The 19,964-nt window shown below is 74.1% G+C and carries 17 protein-coding genes; 12 read left to right on the top strand and 5 right to left on the bottom strand.

Going from position 1 to position 19,964, the window contains the following annotated elements; genetic code table 11:
* Positions 1-148 precede the first annotated feature (148 nt).
* The 4 genes from pheS (at position 149) to ACZ6ZT_RS16490 (ending at position 6,243) form a co-directional block, all read left to right on the top strand.
* Complete coding sequence (gene pheS, locus ACZ6ZT_RS16505; RefSeq protein ID WP_360887488.1) at positions 149-1,276, top strand: phenylalanine--tRNA ligase subunit alpha; 1,128 nt, start codon at positions 149-151, stop codon at positions 1,274-1,276.
* Positions 1,276-3,804: a phenylalanine--tRNA ligase subunit beta gene (gene pheT, locus ACZ6ZT_RS16500; protein WP_469719857.1), complete on the top strand. Its 2,529-nt coding sequence runs from the start codon at positions 1,276-1,278 to the stop codon at positions 3,802-3,804. The genes pheS and pheT overlap by 1 nt, the downstream gene beginning before the upstream one ends.
* 513 nt (positions 3,805-4,317) lie before the next feature.
* Entirely contained in the window at positions 4,318-5,655 is a 1,338-nt protein-coding gene (locus ACZ6ZT_RS16495) for a transcriptional regulator (protein ID WP_469719856.1), read from the top strand.
* A 51-nt stretch (positions 5,656-5,706) separates the two neighbouring features.
* A complete protein-coding gene (locus tag ACZ6ZT_RS16490; RefSeq protein ID WP_469719855.1) occupies positions 5,707-6,243 on the top strand; it encodes an NUDIX hydrolase in 537 nt (178 codons plus the stop codon).
* A 6-nt stretch (positions 6,244-6,249) separates the two neighbouring features.
* Here the strand turns inward: ACZ6ZT_RS16490 and ACZ6ZT_RS16485 are convergent, their stop codons facing one another.
* Complete coding sequence (locus ACZ6ZT_RS16485) at positions 6,250-7,152, bottom strand: 3-hydroxybutyryl-CoA dehydrogenase (RefSeq protein WP_385009133.1); 903 nt, start codon at positions 7,150-7,152, stop codon at positions 6,250-6,252.
* Positions 7,153-7,306: 154 nt separating this feature from the next.
* On the opposite strand from ACZ6ZT_RS16485, the gene ACZ6ZT_RS16480 reads away from it, so the two are divergent.
* Complete coding sequence (locus tag ACZ6ZT_RS16480; protein ID WP_469719854.1) at positions 7,307-8,581, top strand: glycoside hydrolase family 10-like protein; 1,275 nt, start codon at positions 7,307-7,309, stop codon at positions 8,579-8,581.
* 1 nt (position 8,582) lies between these two features.
* Here ACZ6ZT_RS16480 and ACZ6ZT_RS16475 read toward each other — a convergent pair whose 3' ends face one another.
* Both ACZ6ZT_RS16475 and ACZ6ZT_RS16470 read right to left on the bottom strand, forming a co-directional pair.
* A complete protein-coding gene (locus ACZ6ZT_RS16475) occupies positions 8,583-8,780 on the bottom strand; it encodes a DUF1918 domain-containing protein (RefSeq protein ID WP_469719853.1) in 198 nt (65 codons plus the stop codon).
* A gap of 108 nt (positions 8,781-8,888) precedes the next feature.
* Positions 8,889-9,809, bottom strand: coding sequence for a DMT family transporter (locus ACZ6ZT_RS16470; RefSeq protein ID WP_469719852.1), 921 nt, complete (start codon positions 9,807-9,809; stop codon positions 8,889-8,891).
* Here ACZ6ZT_RS16470 and ACZ6ZT_RS16465 point away from each other — a divergent pair.
* The 6 genes from ACZ6ZT_RS16465 to ACZ6ZT_RS16440 all read left to right on the top strand — a co-directional run bounded on the left by ACZ6ZT_RS16465 (position 9,808) and on the right by ACZ6ZT_RS16440 (position 16,138).
* Positions 9,808-11,229, top strand: a complete 1,422-nt coding sequence (locus ACZ6ZT_RS16465) for an aminotransferase-like domain-containing protein (RefSeq protein WP_469719851.1) — start codon at positions 9,808-9,810, stop codon at positions 11,227-11,229. The two genes, ACZ6ZT_RS16470 and ACZ6ZT_RS16465, sit on opposite strands and share 2 nt — an antisense overlap.
* Before the next feature lie 90 nt (positions 11,230-11,319).
* Complete coding sequence (argC, locus tag ACZ6ZT_RS16460) at positions 11,320-12,348, top strand: N-acetyl-gamma-glutamyl-phosphate reductase (protein WP_469719850.1); 1,029 nt, start codon at positions 11,320-11,322, stop codon at positions 12,346-12,348.
* Positions 12,345-13,502 (top strand): bifunctional glutamate N-acetyltransferase/amino-acid acetyltransferase ArgJ, encoded by a 1,158-nt coding sequence (gene argJ, locus ACZ6ZT_RS16455; protein WP_469719849.1) that lies wholly within the window; start codon positions 12,345-12,347, stop codon positions 13,500-13,502. The genes argC and argJ overlap by 4 nt, the downstream gene beginning before the upstream one ends.
* Positions 13,499-14,407, top strand: a complete 909-nt coding sequence (gene argB / locus ACZ6ZT_RS16450; RefSeq protein WP_469719848.1) for an acetylglutamate kinase — start codon at positions 13,499-13,501, stop codon at positions 14,405-14,407. Before argJ ends, argB begins: the two co-directional genes overlap by 4 nt.
* Positions 14,404-15,594: an acetylornithine transaminase gene (locus tag ACZ6ZT_RS16445; protein WP_469719847.1), complete on the top strand. Its 1,191-nt coding sequence runs from the start codon at positions 14,404-14,406 to the stop codon at positions 15,592-15,594. Before argB ends, ACZ6ZT_RS16445 begins: the two co-directional genes overlap by 4 nt.
* Before the next feature lie 7 nt (positions 15,595-15,601).
* Complete coding sequence (locus ACZ6ZT_RS16440; RefSeq protein WP_469719846.1) at positions 15,602-16,138, top strand: arginine repressor; 537 nt, start codon at positions 15,602-15,604, stop codon at positions 16,136-16,138.
* 30 nt (positions 16,139-16,168) lie between these two features.
* On the opposite strand, the gene ACZ6ZT_RS16435 is transcribed toward ACZ6ZT_RS16440, so the two are convergent.
* Positions 16,169-16,861, bottom strand: coding sequence for a L,D-transpeptidase family protein (locus ACZ6ZT_RS16435; protein WP_469719910.1), 693 nt, complete (start codon positions 16,859-16,861; stop codon positions 16,169-16,171).
* Positions 16,862-16,943: 82 nt separating this feature from the next.
* Positions 16,944-18,563, bottom strand: a complete 1,620-nt coding sequence (locus ACZ6ZT_RS16430; RefSeq protein ID WP_469719845.1) for a HEAT repeat domain-containing protein — start codon at positions 18,561-18,563, stop codon at positions 16,944-16,946.
* Positions 18,564-18,739: 176 nt separating this feature from the next.
* Between ACZ6ZT_RS16430 and ACZ6ZT_RS16425 the strand changes: the two genes are divergently transcribed.
* On the top strand, positions 18,740-19,933 hold the full coding sequence (locus tag ACZ6ZT_RS16425) for an argininosuccinate synthase (protein ID WP_469719844.1): 1,194 nt from the start codon (positions 18,740-18,742) through the stop codon (positions 19,931-19,933).
* Positions 19,934-19,964: the final 31 nt, after the last annotated feature.

Genomic DNA, 19,964 nt, shown 5'->3' with positions numbered 1-19,964 from the left:
TGCGGAGCGTCTCGCCAGGCGGCCCACGGGCTCCTCCACCCCCGGCGGCCTTTAGACTCGTCCTTTGGCACCTTTGTGTCTCTGCGTCGATCGGTCTGATCGTGCCGTACGGGGACCCACCAGCCAGCCATCGGAAGTACGGGAAGAGATGTCGGCACCGAACAAGTCGTACGACCCTGTCGAGGTCGAGGCACTGAAACCGGAAGAGATCGAGCGCATGCGGGACGAGGCGCTCGCCGCCTTCGCGTCCGCCGGTGACCTCGACGCACTCCGCGAGGCGAAGACCGCGCACATGGGCGACCGCTCGCCCCTGGCGCTCGCCAACCGGGAGATCGGCGCCCTGCCGCCCCAGGCCAAGGCCGAGGCGGGCAAGCGCGTCGGACAGGCCCGCGGCGCCGTCAACAAGGCCTTCGGGGCCCGCACCGTCGAGCTCGAAGCCGAGCGCGACGAGCGGGTGCTGGTCGAGGAGGCGGTGGACGTCACGCTGCCCTACGACCGCGTGCCCGCCGGCGCCCGCCACCCCCTGACCACGCTGATGGACCGCATCGCGGACATCTTCGTCGCCATGGGCTACGAGGTCGCGGAAGGCCCCGAGGTCGAGGCGGAGTGGTTCAACTTCGACGCCCTCAACTTCACGCCGGACCACCCGGCGCGCCAGATGCAGGACACCTTCTTCGTCCGGGGCCCCGAGGGCACCGAGGGCGACGAGTCCGGTGTCGTGCTGCGCACCCACACCTCCCCGGTGCAGGCGCGTTCGCTGCTGGAGCGCAAGCCCCCCGTCTACATCGTCTGCCCGGGCCGGGTGTACCGCACCGACGAGCTCGACGCGACGCACACGCCCGTCTTCCACCAGGTCGAGCTGCTCGCCGTGGACGAGGGCCTGACCATGGCGGACCTCAAGGGCACCATGGACCACATGGTCCAGGAGCTGTTCGGCGAGGGCACCACCACGCGCCTGCGCCCGCACTTCTTCCCGTTCACCGAGCCGTCCGCCGAGATGGACATGCAGTGTTACGTGTGCCGCGGCGCCTCGGTGGGCAACCCCGACCGCCCCTGCCGCACCTGCTCCAGCGAGGGCTGGATCGAGCTCGGCGGCTGCGGCATGGTCAACCCCAAGGTGCTCGTCGCCTGTGGCGTGGACCCGGAGAAGTACAGCGGCTTCGCCTTCGGCTTCGGCATCGAGCGGATGCTGATGTTCCGGCACAACGTGGAAGACATGCGAGACATGGTCGAGGGTGACGTGCGTTTCACCCGGCCTTTCGGGAGTGAGATCTGATGCGCGTCCCGCTTTCCTGGCTGCGGGAGTACGTAGACCTCCCCGCAGGTGAGACCGGCCGCGACGTGGCCGCCAAGCTCGTCGACGCCGGCCTTGAGGTCGAGACCGTCGAGCAGCTCGGCGGCGGGCTCAAGGGCCCGCTCGTCGTCGGTCAGGTGCTGACCATCGAGGAGCTGGAGGGCTTCCGCAAGCCGATCCGCTTCTGCACCGTCGACGTCGGCGCCGCCAACGGCACCGGCGAGCCGCAGGAGATCGTCTGCGGCGCCCGGAACTTCTCCGTCGGCGACAAGGTCGTCGTGGTGCTGCCCGGCGCCGTGCTGCCCGGGGACTTCGCGATCGCCTCGCGCAAGACCTACGGCAGGACCTCGCACGGCATGATCTGCTCCGGCGACGAGCTGGGCATGGGCGACGACGGCACGCACGGCATCATCGTGCTGCCGCCGGAGCACGAGGTCGGCACCGACGCGATCGAGCTGCTCCAGCTCGTCGACGAGGTCCTCGACATCGACATCACCCCGGACCGCGGCTACTGCATGTCCCTGCGCGGTGTGGCCCGCGAGGCCGCCACCGCCTACGGCCTGCCGCTGCGCGACCCGGCGCTGCTCGACGTGCCCGCGCCGAACTCGTACGGCTACGCGGTGAAGATCTCCGACCCGCAGGGCTGCGACCGCTTCACCGCCCGCACGGTGACCGGCCTCGACCCCGAGGCGCGCTCCCCGATCTGGCTCACCCGCCGCCTCCAGAAGGCCGGCATGCGCCCGATCTCGCTCGCCGTCGACGTCACCAACTACGTGATGCTCGAACTGGGCCAGCCGCTGCACGCCTACGACCGCTCCCGCCTCGACGGCGCGATCGGTGTCCGGCGCGCGGAACAGGGCGAGAAGTTCACCACCCTCGACGGGGTCAAGCGCACGCTCGACGCCGAGGACCTGGTGATCACCGACAACAGCGGCCCCATCGGGCTCGCCGGTGTCATGGGCGGCGCCAACACCGAGATCGCCGACTCCGTCACCGACCCGGAGACGGGCGCCGTCACCGGCACCACCGACGTGGTCATCGAGGCCGCGCACTTCGACTCCGTGTCGATCTCGCGCACCGCCCGCCGCCTGAAGCTCTCCTCCGAGGCCTCCAAGCGCTTCGAGCGGGGCGTCGACCCGGCGGCCGCCGCCGCGGCCGCGCAGCGGACCGTCGACCTGCTCGTGCTGCTCGCCGGCGGCACCGCCGAGGCCGGGGTCACCGAGCTGACCGCCCCCGGCGCGCCGCGCAGCATCGCGATGCGCGCCGACCACCCGGACCGGGTCGCCGGCATGGACTACGGCCGCGAGACCGTCGTACGCCGCCTCCAGGAGGTCGGCTGCGACGTCTACGGCCAGGACGAGCTCGTCGTCACCGTCCCCTCGTGGCGGCCCGACCTCGCCGCGCCGAACGACCTCGCCGAAGAGGTCATCCGGCTGGAGGGCTACGGGAACCTCCCGTCCACCCTCCCGCAGGTGCCCTCCGGCCGGGGTCTCACCCCCCGGCAGCGGCTGCACCGCCGGGTCGGCCGCGCGCTGGCCGGCGCCGGCTACGTCGAGGCGCTGAGCTACCCGTTCCTCGGCGAGGGCGTCCTCGACCAGCTCCAGCTGCCCGCCGACGACCCGGCCCGCCGGGTCGTCACCCTCGTCAACCCGCTCTCCGACGAGGAGCCGGCGCTGCGCACCACCCTGCTGCCGGGTCTGCTCGGCGCGCTGCGCCGCAACGACAGCCGGGGCAGCCACGACCTCGCGCTCTTCGAGACCGGCTCGGTCTTCCGGGCCGGCGAGCGGCCGGGGGTCGCCGTACGGCTGCCCGTCGACCGGCGTCCCACGGACGAGGAGATCGCCACCCTGGACGCGGCCCTGCCGGCCCAGCCGCGGTACGCCGCGGTCGTGCTGGCCGGGGCCCGCGAGCAGGCCGGCTGGTGGGGCAGGGGCCGCCCGGCCGACTGGGCCGACGCGGTTCAGGCCGCCCGCGCGCTGGCCGTCGAGGCCGGTGCCGAACTGGTGGTCCGTCAGGGGCAGTACGGCCCCTGGCACCCGGGCCGCTGCGCCGAGCTGCTCGTCGTCCTGGACGGCGTGGAGACGGTCGTCGGCCACGCCGGCGAACTGCACCCGCGTGTGGTCAAGGCGATGGGGCTGCCCGCCCGTACCAGCGCCATGGAGCTCGACCTGGACCTCCTCGCGGCGGCCGGCGGCGAGGCCCTGCGGGCACCCCGGATCTCCTCCTTCCCGGTGGCGACCCAGGACGTCGCGCTCATCGTCGACGCGTCCGTGCCGGCCTGCGAGGTGGAGGCCGCGCTGCGCGGCGGCGCCGGCGAACTGCTGGAGTCCCTGCGGCTGTTCGACGTGTTCACCGGCGAGCAGGTGGGCGAGGGCAAGAAGTCCCTCGCGTACGCGCTGCGCTGCCGCGCGGCCGACCGCACGCTGACCGCCGAGGAGTCCACCGCCGCGCGCGACGCCGCGGTGGCCCTGGCGGGCGAGCGGACCGGGGCGGTGCTGCGCGGGGCCTGATCCCGAGCCGCAGAGACGGGTGAGGGGCCCCTCCGGAGACATCCGGAGGGGCCCCTCACCCGTTGGGGAAGCCGCCGGAGCCCGCACCCGTCCGGCTGGTGGCGGGGGGCGTCCTGAGGCGGCGTGGCCGGGTCGGGTCGTGATGCCGGGGGGCCACTCCGCACCGGGCCGGTGGACGGGCCCGGTGCGGGTGCGGCCCGGCTCCGCCGGGACCCGGCGACCAACCGGGCCCCGACGGAGCCGTGGTGCGCCGCCCGCCTGCCATGGAGTGTCGGGCAGACAGCAGGACGGACGGCGCGGTGCCGGGTCGTCGCACTGTACGAGGGGGAGCCGACGACCCGGGCGGCCTCCTTGGCGAGGCTCTTCAGTGAAGCCCCCCGGGGCCCCTCCGCGGCAGGGTGCGGAACGCATTTATGCGCGTACTGGCTTCACACGGGGTGTGAATGCGGTGCACTGGACCCGAGTGGAGCACGCAGCCACTAGCCTGGTTCCGACGAGCCCTTGGAGGGGCCCATGCAGCCCAACGCCCTGCTCGACGCCCTCCTCGCCGAGGCGGGCATGTCCCACGCCGGGCTCGCCGCCCACGTCAACCAGGCCGGCCGCTCCCGCGGTCTCGCGCTGCGCTACGAGCACACCGCGGTCTCCCGCTGGCTGAAGGGCCAGCGCCCCCGCGGCCAGGTGCCGGACCTGATCTGCGAAGTGCTCGGCGGCCGGCTGCGACGCCCCCTCGGCCTGGAGGACATCGGGCTCGGCGTCCCGGGCCTGCCCACCGCCCACGGCAGCCGGATCGACGGCTTCGTGGACCGTGCCACCGCCCTGTGGCGCTCCGACGAACTGGGCCGGCCCGCGCAGCTCACCGCCGAGGCGGTCACCGGCACCACAGCGGTGATCCCGGTGTGGGAGTGGGAGAACCCGCCCGAGGACGCCGACGTGTCCCGCTCGGGCCCGCGCCGGATCGGGCCCGAGCACATCGAGATCCTGCGGGCGGCCCGGGTGCACTACGAGCTGCTGTACCGCCGGGCCGGCGGAGTGGCCACCCGGGCCCGGATCGTCCGCTTCCTCGGCAGCGAGACCGCCCCGATGCTGCGCGGGAGCTACTCCGACGACGTCGGCCGGCTGCTGCACCGGGCCACCGGCTCCCTGGTCGCGGTCGCCGGGATCTGCGCGTACGACTCCGACGCGCACGGGCTCGCCCAGCGCTACTTCCACCAGGCGCTGCGGCTGGCGAAGGCCAGCGGGGACCGGGGGCTCGGCGCGTACGTGATCGCCCTGCTGGTCAACCAGTCCCTGCACCTGCGGGAGTTCCGCCAGGCGGTGGCCTTCGCCGAGGCCGCCCTGCGCGCCGCCGGGCGGCACACCACCCCGGCGCTGACCGCCGACCTGTACGCGATGCAGGCCAAGGCGTACGCGCAACTCGGGGACCCGGCGGCCGCGCTGGCCTGCATCCGCCGCGCGGAGGCGGCCGCCGAGCGGATCCGGCCCGGCGCGGAACCCGCCGAGACCGGGTACGTCCAGCCCGGGCTGGTCAACGTACAGGTCGCGGAGGCGCTGCTGAGCCTCGGGGACCTGGACGCGGCGCACGCGCAGGCGGCCGAGGCGGTGGGGACGCCCGCGCACGACCGGGGGCGGGTGCACCGGCTGGCGATGCTGTGCGAGATCCAGCTGCGGCAGGGGGAGGCGGACCGGGCGGTGGCCGCAGCGGCCGAAATGGCGGAACGGGCCCAGGGGATGGAGTCGCTGCGGCTGCGCGACCGGCTCCGGACGGTCCGGGAAGCGCTGCGGACCAGCGGTTGCGCCGGCGCGGAGGAGTCCGCGCGGCTCATCGACGGGGCGCTGCGCGTTCCCCTGTGAGGGTCGCGACTGCTGCGATGTGGTCACCTACGAACGGAAGGTGGCACAGCCGTGCAGTGGACGAACCTGAGTGAGCAGACCGTGTACAAGAACCGTTGGTTCGACGTGAACCTCGCGGACGTGGAACTGCCCGACGGCCGGCACCTGGACCACTTCGTGATCCGGCTGCGGCCGGTCGCGGTCGCGACGGCGGTCAACGAGGCCAACGAGGTGCTGCTGCTGTGGCGGCACCGGTTCATCACCGACAGCTGGGGCTGGGAACTGCCCGCCGGGGTGGTCGAGGACGGCGAGAGCGTCGAGACGGCGGCGGCGCGGGAGATGGAGGAGGAGTCGGGCTGGCGGCCCGGCCCGCTGCGCCACCTGATGACCGTGGAGCCGTCCAACGGCCTGACGGACGCCCGCCACCACCTGTACTGGGCGCAGGGGGCCACGTACGTCGGCCACCCGCAGGACGACTTCGAGTCCTCGCGGCGCGAGTGGGTCCCGCTCAAGCTCGTGCCGGACCTGATCGCGCGGGGGGAGGTCCCGGCCGCCAACATGGCGGCCGGGCTGCTCCTGCTCCACCACCTGTGCCTCGACAGGGGCTGAGGCGGTTCAGCCGTACGGGTAGAAGCCCGAGCCGGTCTTGCGGCCGAGGCGGCCGGCGTCGACCATCCGCTGGAGCAGCGGGGGAGCGGCGTAGAGCGGCTCCTTGAACTCCGCGTACATGGAGTCGGCCACCGAGGCGACCGTGTCCAGGCCGATCAGGTCCGCCAGCTTCAGCGGGCCCATCGGGTGGGCGCAGCCCAGCTCCATGCCGTTGTCGATGTCCTCGCGGCTCGCGATGCCGGACTCGAACATCCGGATCGCGGACAGCAGGTAGGGGATGAGGAGCGCGTTGACCACGAAGCCGCTGCGGTCCTGGGCGCGGATCGCGTGCTTGCCCAGCACGTCCCGCACCAGGGCCTCGGCGCGCTTGATGGTCTCCTCGCCCGTGGTCAGCGCCGGGATCAGCTCGACGAGCTGCTGCACCGGGGCCGGGTTGAAGAAGTGGATGCCGATGACCTGGTCCGGCCGCGAGGTCGCGACGGCGAGCTTGACCAGCGGGATCGAGGAGGTGTTGGAGGCGAGGATCGCGTCCGGGCGGGTGATCACCTGGTCCAGGACCTGGAAGATCTCCGTCTTGACCTGCTCGTTCTCGACGACGGCCTCGATGACGAGGTCGCGGTCGGCGAACTCGCCGAGGTCGGTGGTGAAGGTGAGGCGGGCCAGGGTGGCGTCCCGCTCCTCCTCGCTGATCTTGCCGCGTTCGGCGGCCTTCGTCAGCGAGTTGTGCAGCCGGGTGCGCCCGATCTCCAGGGCTTCACCGGTGGTCTCGGCCACCATCACCTCAAGGCCGCTGCGGGCGCACACCTCGGCGATGCCCGCGCCCATCTGGCCGCAGCCCACCACGCCGACCCGTGCGATGTCGGTCGGGAGGGTAGAGAGGTCCGTCACGTCGTGCCTTTCGCTGCTCATCCATCGCGGGTCCCCCGTACTCCGGCCCTGTTTCGGCCCTTCCGGCGCCCGCCACGCCCCCCGACGTTACCCCCGAGTTCGCCACGGCGGCGGGGTGGGGCGGGCATGCTGGGCGCACATCGAGCGATGTCACGGAACGGAACGGAGTCGTCACATGACGTACATCGGACGGCGGGGGCTGCTGGCGGGGGCCGCGGGGGTGCTGGCCACCGCCGCGGGGGCGGTTCCGGCGGCGGCGGACCCGGTGGTGCGGGGGGCGGCGGACCCGGGAGGGCGCCCGGAGGTCCGGGCCCGCCGCGCGACGGGCCCGGAGATGCGGGGGATGTGGATCGCCTCGGTGGAGAACGTCGACTGGCCCTCCGCGTCCGGGCTCTCCGCGCGCGAGCAGCGCGCGCAGCTGACGGCGCTGCTCGACACGGCCGTCGAACGGCGGCTGAACACGGTGTTCCTCCAGGTCCGGCCGGCGGCCGACGCCCTGTGGCCCTCCACCAAGGAGCCCTGGTCGCAGTGGCTCACGGGGGTGCAGGGCCGCGACCCCGGCTGGGACCCGCTGGGCACGGCGGTCACCGAGGCGCACGCCCGGGGGCTGGAGCTGCACGCCTGGTTCAACCCCTACCGGGTGGCCAACCACACCGACCCGGGCCGGCTCGTCTCCTGGCACCCGGCCCGCCGCAACCCCGACTGGGCGGTGGCGTACGGCGGCAAGCTCTACTACAACCCCGGGCTGCCCGAGGTACGGGCCTTCGTGCAGGAGGCCATGCTCGACGCGGTCTCCCGCTACCCGGTCGACGGGGTGCACTGGGACGACTACTTCTACCCGTACCCGGTGGCGGGACAGGACTTCGACGACGACGCGGCCTTCGCGGAGTACGGGGAGGGGTTCGACTCCCGCGCCGACTGGCGCCGGAACAACACCGACACCCTGGTGCGGGAGATGTCGGGCCGGCTGGCCTCGGTCCGGCCGCGGGCCCGGTTCGGCATCAGCCCGTTCGCGGTGTGGCGCAACGCCGACCGGGACCCGCTGGGCTCGCGGACGCGGGCGGGCGTGCAGACGTACGACGACCTGTACGCGGACACCCGCAAGTGGGTCAAGGAGGGCTGGATCGACTCGATCGTGCCGCAGGCGTACTGGCACATCGGCAACGCCGCCGCCGACTACGCGGAGATCGTCGAGTGGTGGGCCCGCACGGTGGACGGCACCGGTGTACGGCTGTACGTGGGCGAGGCGCTCTACCGCTGCGACGCGCGCAGCTCCACGCCCGCCTGGCGGGATCCGGCGGAGCTGTCACGGCACCTGACGCTCGCCGGGCGGTACACCGAGGTCCGCGGCCACGTCTACTTCTCCGCGAAGCAGGTGGCCGCGGACCCCAACGGGGCGATGGCCAGGGTCGTCGCCGACCACTACCCGACGGCGGTGCCCCCGCGGTGAGTCAGTGCGCGGGCTCCTCGGGGTGCTTCACCACGCAGTCGGGGCCAGGGGACATGACGGCCTCGTGGCCGTCCGTGAAACGGACCCGGTAGGGAGGAGTGCCGTTCTCGCCCAGTACCTGAGTGATCTCGCCCAGTTTGTCGTGCTGCCCTACGACCCTGCCGTGCTGCACGAGCTGGTCGCCCTCGGTCGCGCGCATGTGCTGACCTCCCTGGGAGCAGGTCCCGGAGCCGGACGGAATCCGGTGACAGCAGTTTACGGCGATTTGCCGGAATTGCTGCTGCCTGGGGGGGCGGCTCCCGGTGGTTCAGCTGCGCTGCGTCACCGCGATGCAGACCAGGACCGCGCCCGCGGCGAGCGGAGCGGCCGGGGAGAGGTGCTCGCCCAGCAGCGCCACGGACCAGACCAGGGTCAGCAGCGGCTGGGCGAGCTGGAGCTGACTGGCCCGCGGGGCGCCGATCACGGCCATCCCGCGGTACCAGACGTACAGGCCGAGGAAGGTGGAGCCGGCCGCCACCCACACCAGGCCGGCCACCCCGTGGCCGGTCAGCCGCACCGGCTCGTACGCCAGCCCCAGCGCGGCCCCCGCCACGCTCAGCGGCAGGCACAGCACCAGCGCCCAGCCGATGACCTGCCAGCCCGGCAGGACGCGGGCCAGCCGGCCGCCCTCGGTGTACCCGGCCGCGCACACCAGCAGCGCCCCGAAGAGGTAGCCGTCGCCCGGCGAGAGGGCCCCGCCGCCACCGGCCAGGGTGAAGCCGAGCACGACGGCGGCCCCGGCGAGCGCCGCCGCCCAGAAGCGGCGCGAGGGCCGGGCGCCGGTACGCAGGGCGGAGACGGCGGCGGTGGTCAGCGGCAGCAGGCCCACCACGACGGCGGCGTGCGAGGTGCTGGAGGTCCGCAGCGCCAGCGTGGTCAGCAGCGGGAAGCCGACCACCACCCCGCCCGCCACGACGGCCAGCCCCGCCCAGTGCTCCCGGGCGGGCGGCGGCACCCGGCCGGCCAGCAGGAAGCCCCCGGCGATGACGGCGGCGAGCACGCTGCGCAGGGCGACGAGCGACCAGGGGCCGAAGCTCTCCAGGCCCCAGGCGGTACCGGGGAAGGTCAGCGAGAAGGCCAGGACGCCGAGCAGGGCCAGCAGGGTGCCCCGGCGGGTGCCGTCGGCGGATCCGGCCCGGATCGCCACCGCTATCGGAGTGCAGGGAGTAGCGCTATTCTGTGCTGTCATGTATGAGCGTAGCAGTGTGGCAGACCTGGCGGAATCCCTGCGGAGCGAGCTTGACCGCTACCCGGTGGGTGGAAAGCTGCCGTCCAGCCGGGCCCTGGTCGAGCGGTACCGCGTCAGCCCCGTCACCGTCTCCCGCGCCCTCGCGCAGCTCGCCGCCGAGGGGCTTGTGGTCACCCGGCCCGGCGCCGGGGCGTACCGGGCGCAGCCGCGCACCCGGGTGGACGAGCCCGGGGACACCTCCTGGCAGGAGGTCACGCTCAGCGCGGAGGGGGCCGGTGACGTCGTGCCCCGATCCGTGGACGCCTCCGGGGTGCTGGTGTGCCTGAACATGCCGCCGACCGGGGTGATCGGGCTCAACAGCGGTTACCTGCACCCCTCCATCCAGCCGGAACGGGCGATGGCCGCCGCGCTGGCCCGGGCCGGCCGGCGGCCCGGGGCGTGGGGGCGGCCGCCGACGGAGGGGCTGCCCGAGCTGCGCGACTGGTTCGCCCGCGAGATCGGCGGGGCCGTCGGGGCCGCGGACGTGCTGGTCACCGCGGGCGGGCAGAGCGCCCTGACCACCGCGCTGCGGGCGCTGGCCCCGCCCGGTACGCCGGTCCTCGTGGAGTCGCCCACCTACCCCGGGCTGCTGGCCATCGCCCGCGGCTCCGGCTGCCGGCCCGTACCCGTACCGGTGGACGCGGAGGGGGTCCGGCCGGAGCTGCTGGCCGCCGCCTTCGAAGCGACCGGCGCGCGGGTCTTCGTATGCCAGCCGCTGTTCCAGAACCCGACGGGTGCGGTGCTGTCGGCGGCGCGGCGGCCCGAGGTGCTGCGGATCGCGCGGGACGCCGGGGCCTTCGTGATCGAGGACGACTACGCGCGGGCCCTGGCCCACGAGGACGCCGGCCCGCCGCCCGCCACGCTGGCCGCCGAGGACGCCGACGGGGTGGTGGTGCACGTCCGCTCGCTGACCAAGGCCACCTCGCCCAGCCTGCGCGTGGGCGCGCTCGCCGCCCGGGGGCCGGTGCTGGAGCGGCTGCGCGCCATCCAGGTCGTGGACACCTTCTTCGTGCCCCGGCCGCTCCAGGAAGCCGCCCTCGAACTGGTCGGCGCGCCCGCCTGGCCCCGCCATCTGCGTTCCGTCGCCGCCGAGTTGCGCCACCGCCGGGACGTCCTCGCGGGCGCGCTGCGCCGCGGACTGCCCGAGCTGGAGCTCGCGCACCTGCCGGCCGGCGGCTACCAGCTGTGGACCCGGCTGGCCGGGGGCGGCGACGACGCGGACTTCACGGCGCAGGCCCTGCGCGCCGGGGTCGCCGTCGCGCCCGGCCGCCCGTTCTTCTGCGCGGAGCCGCCGGCGGCGTACGTCCGGCTGAGCTTCGCCGGGGTGTCCGGCCCGGCGGAACTGGTGGAGGCCGTCCAGCGGCTGCGCGCCGCCCTGTGAAACCCGTCGCGGCGAGCGGGCGGGGGCGAGGCGCAACATTGCATAAAAGTGCGGCGCTACGTATAGTCATGCCATCGAGGAGGAGGTCCGATGGTGGTACGTGTAGCGGTGGCCGGGGCGAGCGGGTACGCGGGTGGTGAGCTGCTGCGCCTGCTGCTCTCGCACCCCGGGGTGGAGATCGGCGCGCTGACCGGGCACTCCAACGCCGGGCAGCTCCTCGGGTCCCTGCAACCGCACCTCGTACCGCTCGCCGGGCGGACCCTGGAGGCGACCACGCCCGAGGTCCTCGCCGGTCACGACGTCGTGTTCCTCGCGCTGCCGCACGGGCAGTCCGCCGCCGTCGCCGCGCGGCTCGGCGAGGACGTGCTCGTCGTCGACATGGGCGCCGACCACCGGCTGAAGGATTCCGCGGAATGGGACCGGTTCTACGGCGCCCCGCACGCCGGGACCTGGCCCTACGGCCTTCCCGAGCTGCCCGGCGCCCGCGCCGGCCTGGCCGGGGCCCGCCGGATCGCCGTCCCCGGCTGCTTCCCGACCGCCGTCTCCCTCGCGCTCTACCCCGCGTACGCCGCCCGCCTGGCCGGGCCCGAGGCCGTGATCGTCGCCGCCACCGGCACCTCCGGCGCGGGCAAGGCCCTCAAGCCGCACCTGCTCGGCTCCGAGGTGATGGGCACCGTGACCCCGTACGGCGTCGGCGGCGCCCACCGGCACACGCCGGAGATGGTGCAGAACCTCTCCCCGCTCGCCGGCGAGCGCGTCTCGGTCTCCTTCACCCCCCACCTCGTCCCCATGCCCCGCGGCATCCTCGCCACCTGCTCGGCGAAGGCCCTCCCGGGCACCACCGCGCAGTCGCTGCGCGCCGCCTACGAGAAGGCGTACGCGGACGAGCCGTTCGTCCAGCTGCTCCCCGAGGGCCTCTGGCCCACCACCAAGTCGGTGTACGGCTCCAACGCCGTCCACGTCCAGGTGGCCCTCGACGAGCACGCCGGGCGGATCATCGCCATCAGCGCGATCGACAACCTCACCAAGGGCACCGCCGGCGGCGCGGTGCAGAGCATGAACATCGCGCTCGGGCTCCCCGAGGCGCTGGGTCTTTCCACGATGGGAGTGGCGCCGTGAGCGTTACGGCTGCACAGGGGTTCACGGCGGCGGGCATCGCCGCCGGGATCAAGGCGAACGGCAATCCGGACCTGGCCCTCGTGGTCAACCACGGCCCCCGGCTGGCGGCCGCCGGCGTCTTCACCTCCAACCGCGTCAAGGCCGCGCCCGTGCGCTGGTCCGAGCAGGTCCTGCGGGGCGGCACCGTCAGCGCGGTCGTCCTCAACTCCGGCGGCGCCAACGCCTGCACCGGCCCCAAGGGCTTCCAGGACACCCACGCCACCGCAGAGAAGGCCGCGGCCGTGCTGGGCGGCGAGCACAACGCGGGGGAGATCGCCGTGGCCTCCACCGGCCTGATCGGCGTCCTGCTCCCCATGGACAAGCTGCTGCCCGGCATCGAGACGGCCGCGGCCGCCCTCACCGCCGACGGCGGCGAGGCCGCCGCCATCGCCATCAAGACCACCGACACCGTGCACAAGACGGCCACCGCCGTCCAGGACAGCTGGACCGTCGGCGGCATGGCCAAGGGCGCGGGCATGCTCGCCCCGGGCCTGGCCACCATGCTCGTCGTCCTCACCACCGACGCCGACCTGGACTCCGCCACCCTCGACGCGGCCCTGCGCGACGCCACCCGCACCACCTTCGACCGGGTCGACTCCGACGGCTGCATGTCCACCAACGACACGGTGCTGCTGCTGGCCTCCGGCGCCTCCGGGCAGGTCCCGGCGTACGAGGACTTCGCCCGGGCCGTCCGGACCGTCTGCGACGACCTGGCCCGCCAGCTGATCGGCGACGCCGAGGGCGCGAGCAAGGACATCCGCATCGAGGTCGTCGGCGCGGCCAGCGAGGCGGACGCGGTCGAGGTCGGCCGGTCCATCGCCCGCAACAACCTGCTCAAGTGCGCCATCCACGGCGAGGACCCCAACTGGGGCCGGGTGCTCTCCGCGATCGGCACCACCGCCGCCGCGTTCGACCCGGACCGCCTCAACGTGGCCATCAACGGCGTCTGGGTCTGCAAGAACGGTTCCGTCGGCGAGGACCGCGACCTGGTCTCCATGAAGGACCGCGAGGTCCGCATCACCGCCGACCTGTCCACCGGCAGCGAGTCCGCGGTCATCTGGGCCAACGACCTGACGGCCGAGTACGTCCACGAGAACAGCGCCTACGCCTCATGAGCACCGCACGCAAGCACACGGCCCTGCCCAAGGCGGAGATCCTCATCGAGGCCCTGCCCTGGCTCACCCGGCACAACGGCAAGGTCGTCGTCATCAAGTTCGGCGGCAACGCCATGATCGACGAGGACCTCAAGGCGGCCTTCGCCCAGGACGTCGTCTTCCTGCGCCAGGCCGGCCTGAAGCCGGTCGTCGTCCACGGCGGCGGGCCCCAGATCAACGCCCAGCTCGACAAGCAGGGCCTGGTCAGCGAGTTCAAGGCGGGCCTGCGCGTCACCACCCCGGAGGCGATGGACGTCGTACGGATGGTGCTCGCGGGCCAGGTCCAGCGCGAGCTGGTCGGGCTGCTCAACCAGCACGGGCCGCTCGCCGTCGGCATGACCGGCGAGGACGCGCACACCATCACCGCCACCAAGCACACCCCGTCGATCGAGGGCGAACTCGTCGACATCGGTCGGGTCGGCGAGATCACCGCGATCGACACCGGTGCCATCGAGGCCCTGCTGGCCGACGGCCGGATCCCGGTGATCTCCTCCATCGCGCGCAGCGCCGACGATCACCACGTGTACAACGTCAACGCCGACACGGCGGCCGCGGCGCTCGCCGCCGCGCTGGGCGCCGAGACGCTGATGGTCCTCACCGACGTCGAGGGCCTCTACGCGGACTGGCCGAACAGCGACGAGGTCATCAGCCGGCTCACCGTGAGCCAGCTGGAGAAGCTGCTGCCCGAGCTGTCCAGCGGCATGGTCCCGAAGATGGAGGGCTGCCTGCACGCCGTCCGCGGCGGCGTCGGCACCGCGCGCGTGATCGACGGACGGGTCCAGCACTCGATCCTGCTGGAGATCTTCACCGACGAGGGAATCGGCACGATGGTCGTGCCCGACGCACAGGGAGGGGAACCCGCGTGAGCGGCAACCAGGAGTACGCCGCCCGCTGGAAGGGCGCGCTGACCGACAACTACGGCACGCCCGCGCTGGCCCTCGTACGCGGTGAGGGCGCCCAGGTCTGGGACGCGGACGGCAAGCAGTACACCGACTACGTCGGCGGGATCGCCGTCAACGCCCTCGGCCACGCCCACCCGGCGGTCGTCGCGGCCGTCACCGCGCAGATCTCCACCCTCGGCCACGTCTCCAACCTCTACGCCTCCGAGCCGGTCCTCGCGCTCGGCGAACGGCTGCTCCAGCTCTTCGGCCGCGCGGGCCGGATTTTCTTCTGCAACTCCGGAGCGGAAGCGGTCGAGGCCGCCTTCAAGATCGGCCGGCTGACCGGTCGCGGCCACATGGTCGCCACCACCGGCGGCTTCCACGGCCGGACCATGGGCGCCCTCGCGCTCACCGGCCAGCCCGCGAAGCAGACGCCCTTCCTGCCGCTGCCCGGCGAGGTCACCCACGTCCCGTACGGCGACGCCGAGGCCCTGCGGGCCGCCGTCACCGAGGAGACGGCCCTCGTCGTCATCGAGCCCGTCCAGGGCGAGAACGGCGTCGTGGTCCCGCCCGCCGGCTACCTCACGGCCGCCCGCGAGATCACCCGTGCCACCGGCACCCTGCTCGTCCTCGACGAGGTCCAGACCGGCATCGGCCGCTGCGGCCAGTGGTTCGAGCACCAGGCCCACGAGGGCGTCGAGCCCGACCTCGTCACGCTCGCGAAGGGTCTGGGCGGTGGTCTGCCCCTCGGCGCCGTGGCCGCCTTCGGCCCGGCCGCCGACCTGCTGCGGCCCGGCCAGCACGGCACCACCTTCGGCGGGAACCCGGTCGCCTGCGCCGCCGGCCTCGCCGTGATCGACACCATCGCCACCGACGGCCTGCTCGACCGGGTCAAGGCGCGCGGCGAGCGGCTGCGCGGCGGAATCGAAGCCTCCGGCCACGGCCTGGTCTCCCACGTCCGCGGCTCGGGCCTCCTGCTGGGTATCGTGCTGACGGAGCCGCTCGCACCGAAGGTGCAGCAGGCGGCTCAGGAGGCCGGATTCCTGGTCAACGCGCCCGCCCCCGACGTCGTACGGCTGATGCCCCCGTTCGTCATCACCGAGGCCGAGGTCGACGCGTTCGTCAGGGCGCTGCCCGGCATCCTCGACGCAGCGGGACGATCCGGAGAATGAGACGACGATGAGCCAGGCGCAGGAACACGAGCAGCACGGGCCGTCCGTCCCGCAGACCCGCACCGCCCGCCACCGCCGGATCGTGGACATCCTCAACCGGCAGCCGGTCCGCTCCCAGAGCCAGCTGGCCAAACTGCTCGCCGACGACGGGCTGAGCGTCACCCAGGCGACGCTCTCCCGCGACCTCGACGAGCTGGGCGCGGTGAAGATCCGCAACACCGGCGGCGAGCTGATCTACGCGGTCCCCAGCGAGGGCGGCTTCCGCACCCCGCAGGCCCCCCTCGGCGAATCGGCGAAGGAGGAGCGCATGCGGCGCCTCTCCGGCGAACTGCTGATCTCCGCGGAGGCCTCCGCGAACCTCGTGGTCCTGCGCACCCCGCCGGGCGCGGCCCAGTTCCTCGCCTCGGCGATCGACCAGGCCGAACTCCAGGCCATCCTCGGCACCATCGCCGGTGACGACACCCTGATGCTGATCAGCCGCGACCCCTCCGGCGGCCAGGCCCTGGCCGACCACCTGCTGCGCCTGGCCCAGAAGGAGAGCTGATCCGGGCGGCGCGCACGGCGGGCACCGGTCTCAGTACCGGGTCACCGCGAGCGGGCCGGACTCCGTACCGATCGCGATGTGCGGGTCGCGGCGGGGGTCGGCCCAGCGGAGCAGGGCGCGCAGGGCGCGGCGGGGGACCGAGACGCAGCCGGCCGTCGCGCCCTGGCCGTCGACGTGCAGGAAGATGCCCGCGCCCCGGCCGCGTACGGGCGCGTCGTAGTTGAAGGCGATGACCAGGGCGTGCGCGTACTGCTGCCCGTACGCCGCCAGGTGCTCGGCCTCGCCGGGGGCGCAGTCCGCCGGGAGCGGTTCCGTCCAGCGGTTGTACTCCGCCGAGGCGTTGTCCTGGCACCACCACGAACGGTCCGTCACCCGCCGGTACGCGTACGCCGTCCCGGCCGGCGGCCGTGCGATGCCGAAGGCGTACGGGAGCGCGTACAGCCCCGTCGGCGTGGTGTTCGTGCCCTGCGTCCGCGTCGCGCCCTCGGTGAGGCCGTTCGCGCCGAACCGCGCGGGCGCGCCGCCCGCCTCGTACCAGTGCCCGGCCCGCCGGTCCCACCAGGTCAGCCACCCGGTCGTGGACCCGGGCGCCGGCGCGACGGCGGTGATCAGCTGACTCCCGCCCCCGGTGTCGGCGAGCAGCCCGGGCAGCGGCCCCGCCTCGCCTCCCGGCCGGGGCAGCGCGGCGAGGAGGAGCGAGCCGACGAGCAGAGCGGTACGCAGCACCCGTCAGACGGTACGGGCCGAGGGGGGCGCGCATCGTGCAGGCAGGCCGTCGGGGCGGGCGGGGAAACCCCCCATCGGCTCAGGGGCGGGCCGGTACGGGCAGTCCCAGCCGGGTCCGCATCCGCCGCATGACGTGGTCGCCGAAGAGCGGGGCGCACTGCTCCAGCAGCCTGCCGACCTCGGGGTCGCCGGGCGGCAGGGCGGGCGGCGCGTCCGGGTTCCACAGGCTCCGGATCCGCTGCGCGGCGAGCCGGCGCAGCGCCGGGTCCTGGTCCGACAGCAGCGCGACGGAGGCCCGCAGTCCGGGCAGCCCGCCGCGCGCGTGCAGCAACCGGTACGCGGCCCGGCGGGCGTGCGGAGGCGGCCCGGGCGCGATCCGGGCGGCCAGCCAGTCGGCGGGCAGCCGCTCCACCGACGGGAGCAGGCTGAACGAGGCCTGCCGGACGACGGCCGGTGACGGGTCGTCGAGCAGGGCGCGCAGCCGCTCCGTGCCCGGGGAGTCGTCGAGCCGGCGCAGTCCGCCCACGGCGGCGGCCCGCACCGCGCCGGACGGATGACCGAGCAGGGCGCGCAGCAGGGGAGCCTCGGCGCGCGCGGCGCATTCGGAGAAGCCGGTCACCGCGTACGGGGTGAGCAGCGCCGGGTCGTGGAGCAGCGCGCGGTAGCGGGCGGGCGGGTCCCCGCCGTCCTGCCGCACCGCCCAGCGGGCGCAGGCCCGCACCAGGCCGGAGCGGTCGGCGAGGTGCCCGGCGGCCTCGGCGGCCCGGCCGGCCCCGCGCAGGGCGGTCACCCCGGCGGCCCGCACCGCCGGCACCCGCCCACCGAGCAGGGCGTCGACCACCACGTCCACCACGTCATCGTCACCCCACCGGCCGGCAGCCGGAGCAGCCGCGCCGCCGCCCGGAGCCGGAAGAGCCACGCCGCCCGCAGCCGAAGGAGCCGGGCTGCCCGCAGCCGAAGCAGCCGCGCCAGCCCGGGTCGCGCCCGCCCGAGCCGAGTGGACCGTGCCTGCCCGAGCCGATGGCGCCGCCGTGGGCGCCGCGCCCGCCCGGGCCGAGGGCGTCCGGGTGCGGGGGGACGCCAGGGCCGCCAGGGAGGCCAGCGTGGCGTCGGCCCACAGGGCGGCCGTCGCCGGGTCCGGCTCGGTGGCGGCCCGCCGGGCCCGCTCGCGGATCCCGACCCGGCCGTTCTCGATGCCGAGCCGGGCCGCCAGCCGTCGGGTGGGCGGGTCGGGGCTGTCGCGGAGCGCGGTCAGGGCGGCGGGGTCGGCGAGCAGCGCGGCCGTGAGCCGCTCCAGGGCCCAGTCGCCGGTCGCGCGCCGGGCCAGGCGCAGGACGAGCGGCGCCAGTGCGCACAAGGCCGCCGCGGGCGCACCCGCCAGGGCCTCGGCGAACCGGACCCGGGCGCGTTCGCGCACCTGCGGGACCCAGTCGGTGCACCGGATCGCCAGGAGTTCGGGCCGCGGGCGGGCTTCGAGCAGGGCCGCCGCCCGGATCCACCCGTCGGGGTGGCACAGACGGACCTCCGGCGCCTCCGCGAGCGCGTCCGCGCGGGAGCGGCCCGCCCGGACCTCGGCGTCGAAGGCGATCCACGCCGTCGGCTCCCCGCCCGCCGGCACCTCCCCGCCGCCCCCGCCGTCCAGCAGCAGCCGCGCCGCCGCCCGCCCCCGCGCGGCCGCCTGTGGTGCTCCGGCTCCCATACGTCCTCCCCCGTCTCATCGAAGCCCCGATCCTAGGCAGCCTCCCGCCGGCCCCGCCCGGGAAATTCCGGCTGGTGGGGGGCGCGCCCACAGGGCCGCCCCCCCGGCTGATTGACGAAACATACGGAGTAGTGCATAGTTATGCCTGTCGTTGAATGCACCGTAAGGAGAAACCCGTGACCGAGCGCGTCGTACTCGCCTACTCGGGCGGCCTGGACACCTCCGTCGCCATCGGCTGGATCGCCGAGGAGACGGGCGCCGAGGTCATCGCCGTTGCCGTGGACGTCGGCCAGGGCGGCGAGGACCTGGACGTCATCCGCAAGCGCGCGCTCGACTGCGGTGCCGTCGAGGCCGAGGTGGCCGACGCCTCGGACGAGTTCGCCAACGAGTACTGCCTCCCGGCGATCAAGGCCAACGCCCTCTACATGGACCGATACCCGCTGGTCTCGGCGCTCTCCCGGCCGGCCATCGTCAAGCACCTGGTCGCCGCCGCCAAGAAGCACGGCGCCACCACCGTCGCGCACGGCTGCACCGGCAAGGGCAACGACCAGGTCCGCTTCGAGGCCGGCATCGTCGCCCTCGCCCCCGACCTCAAGTGCATCGCCCCGGTCCGCGACTACGCGATGACCCGGGACAAGGCGATCGCCTTCTGCGAGGAGAAGCAGCTCCCGATCGCCACCACCAAGAAGTCCCCGTACTCCATCGACCAGAACGTCTTCGGGCGCGCCGTCGAGACGGGCTTCCTGGAGGACATCTGGAACGCCCCGATCGAGGACATCTACGAGTACACCTCGAACCCGGCCCTGCCGCGCGAGGCCGACGAGGTCGTCATCTCCTTCAAGGAGGGCGTCCCGGTCGCCATCGACGGCCGCCCCGTCTCCGTCCTCCAGGCGATCCAGCAGCTCAACGAGCGGGCCGGCGCCCACGGCATCGGCCGGATCGACATCGTCGAGGACCGTCTCGTCGGCATCAAGTCCCGCGAGGTGTACGAGGCCCCGGGCGCGATCGCGCTGATCACCGCCCACCAGGAGCTGGAGAACGTCACCGTCGAGCGCGAGCTGGCCCGCTACAAGCGGCAGGTCGAGCAGCGCTGGGGCGAGATGGTCTACGACGGCCTGTGGTTCTCCCCGCTCAAGCGGGCGCTGGACGGCTTCATCAACGAGGCCAACCAGCACGTCACCGGTGACATCCGGATGACCCTGCAGGGTGGCCGCGCCGTCGTCACCGGCCGCAAGTCGGACGAGTCGCTGTACGACTTCAACCTGGCGACCTACGACTCGGGCGACACCTTCGACCAGTCCAAGGCCCAGGGCTTCATCGAGATCTTCGGCCTCTCCTCGAAGATCGCCGCCCGCCGCGACCTCGCCTGAGCCGTCCGCGCGGTACCGAGACGGCCTCCCC

This window comes from Streptomyces sp. NPDC102258 (genome assembly GCF_055584685.1).
The sequence above is the reverse complement of the archived record's forward strand: the minus strand, read 5'-3'. Positions and strand labels throughout refer to the sequence as shown.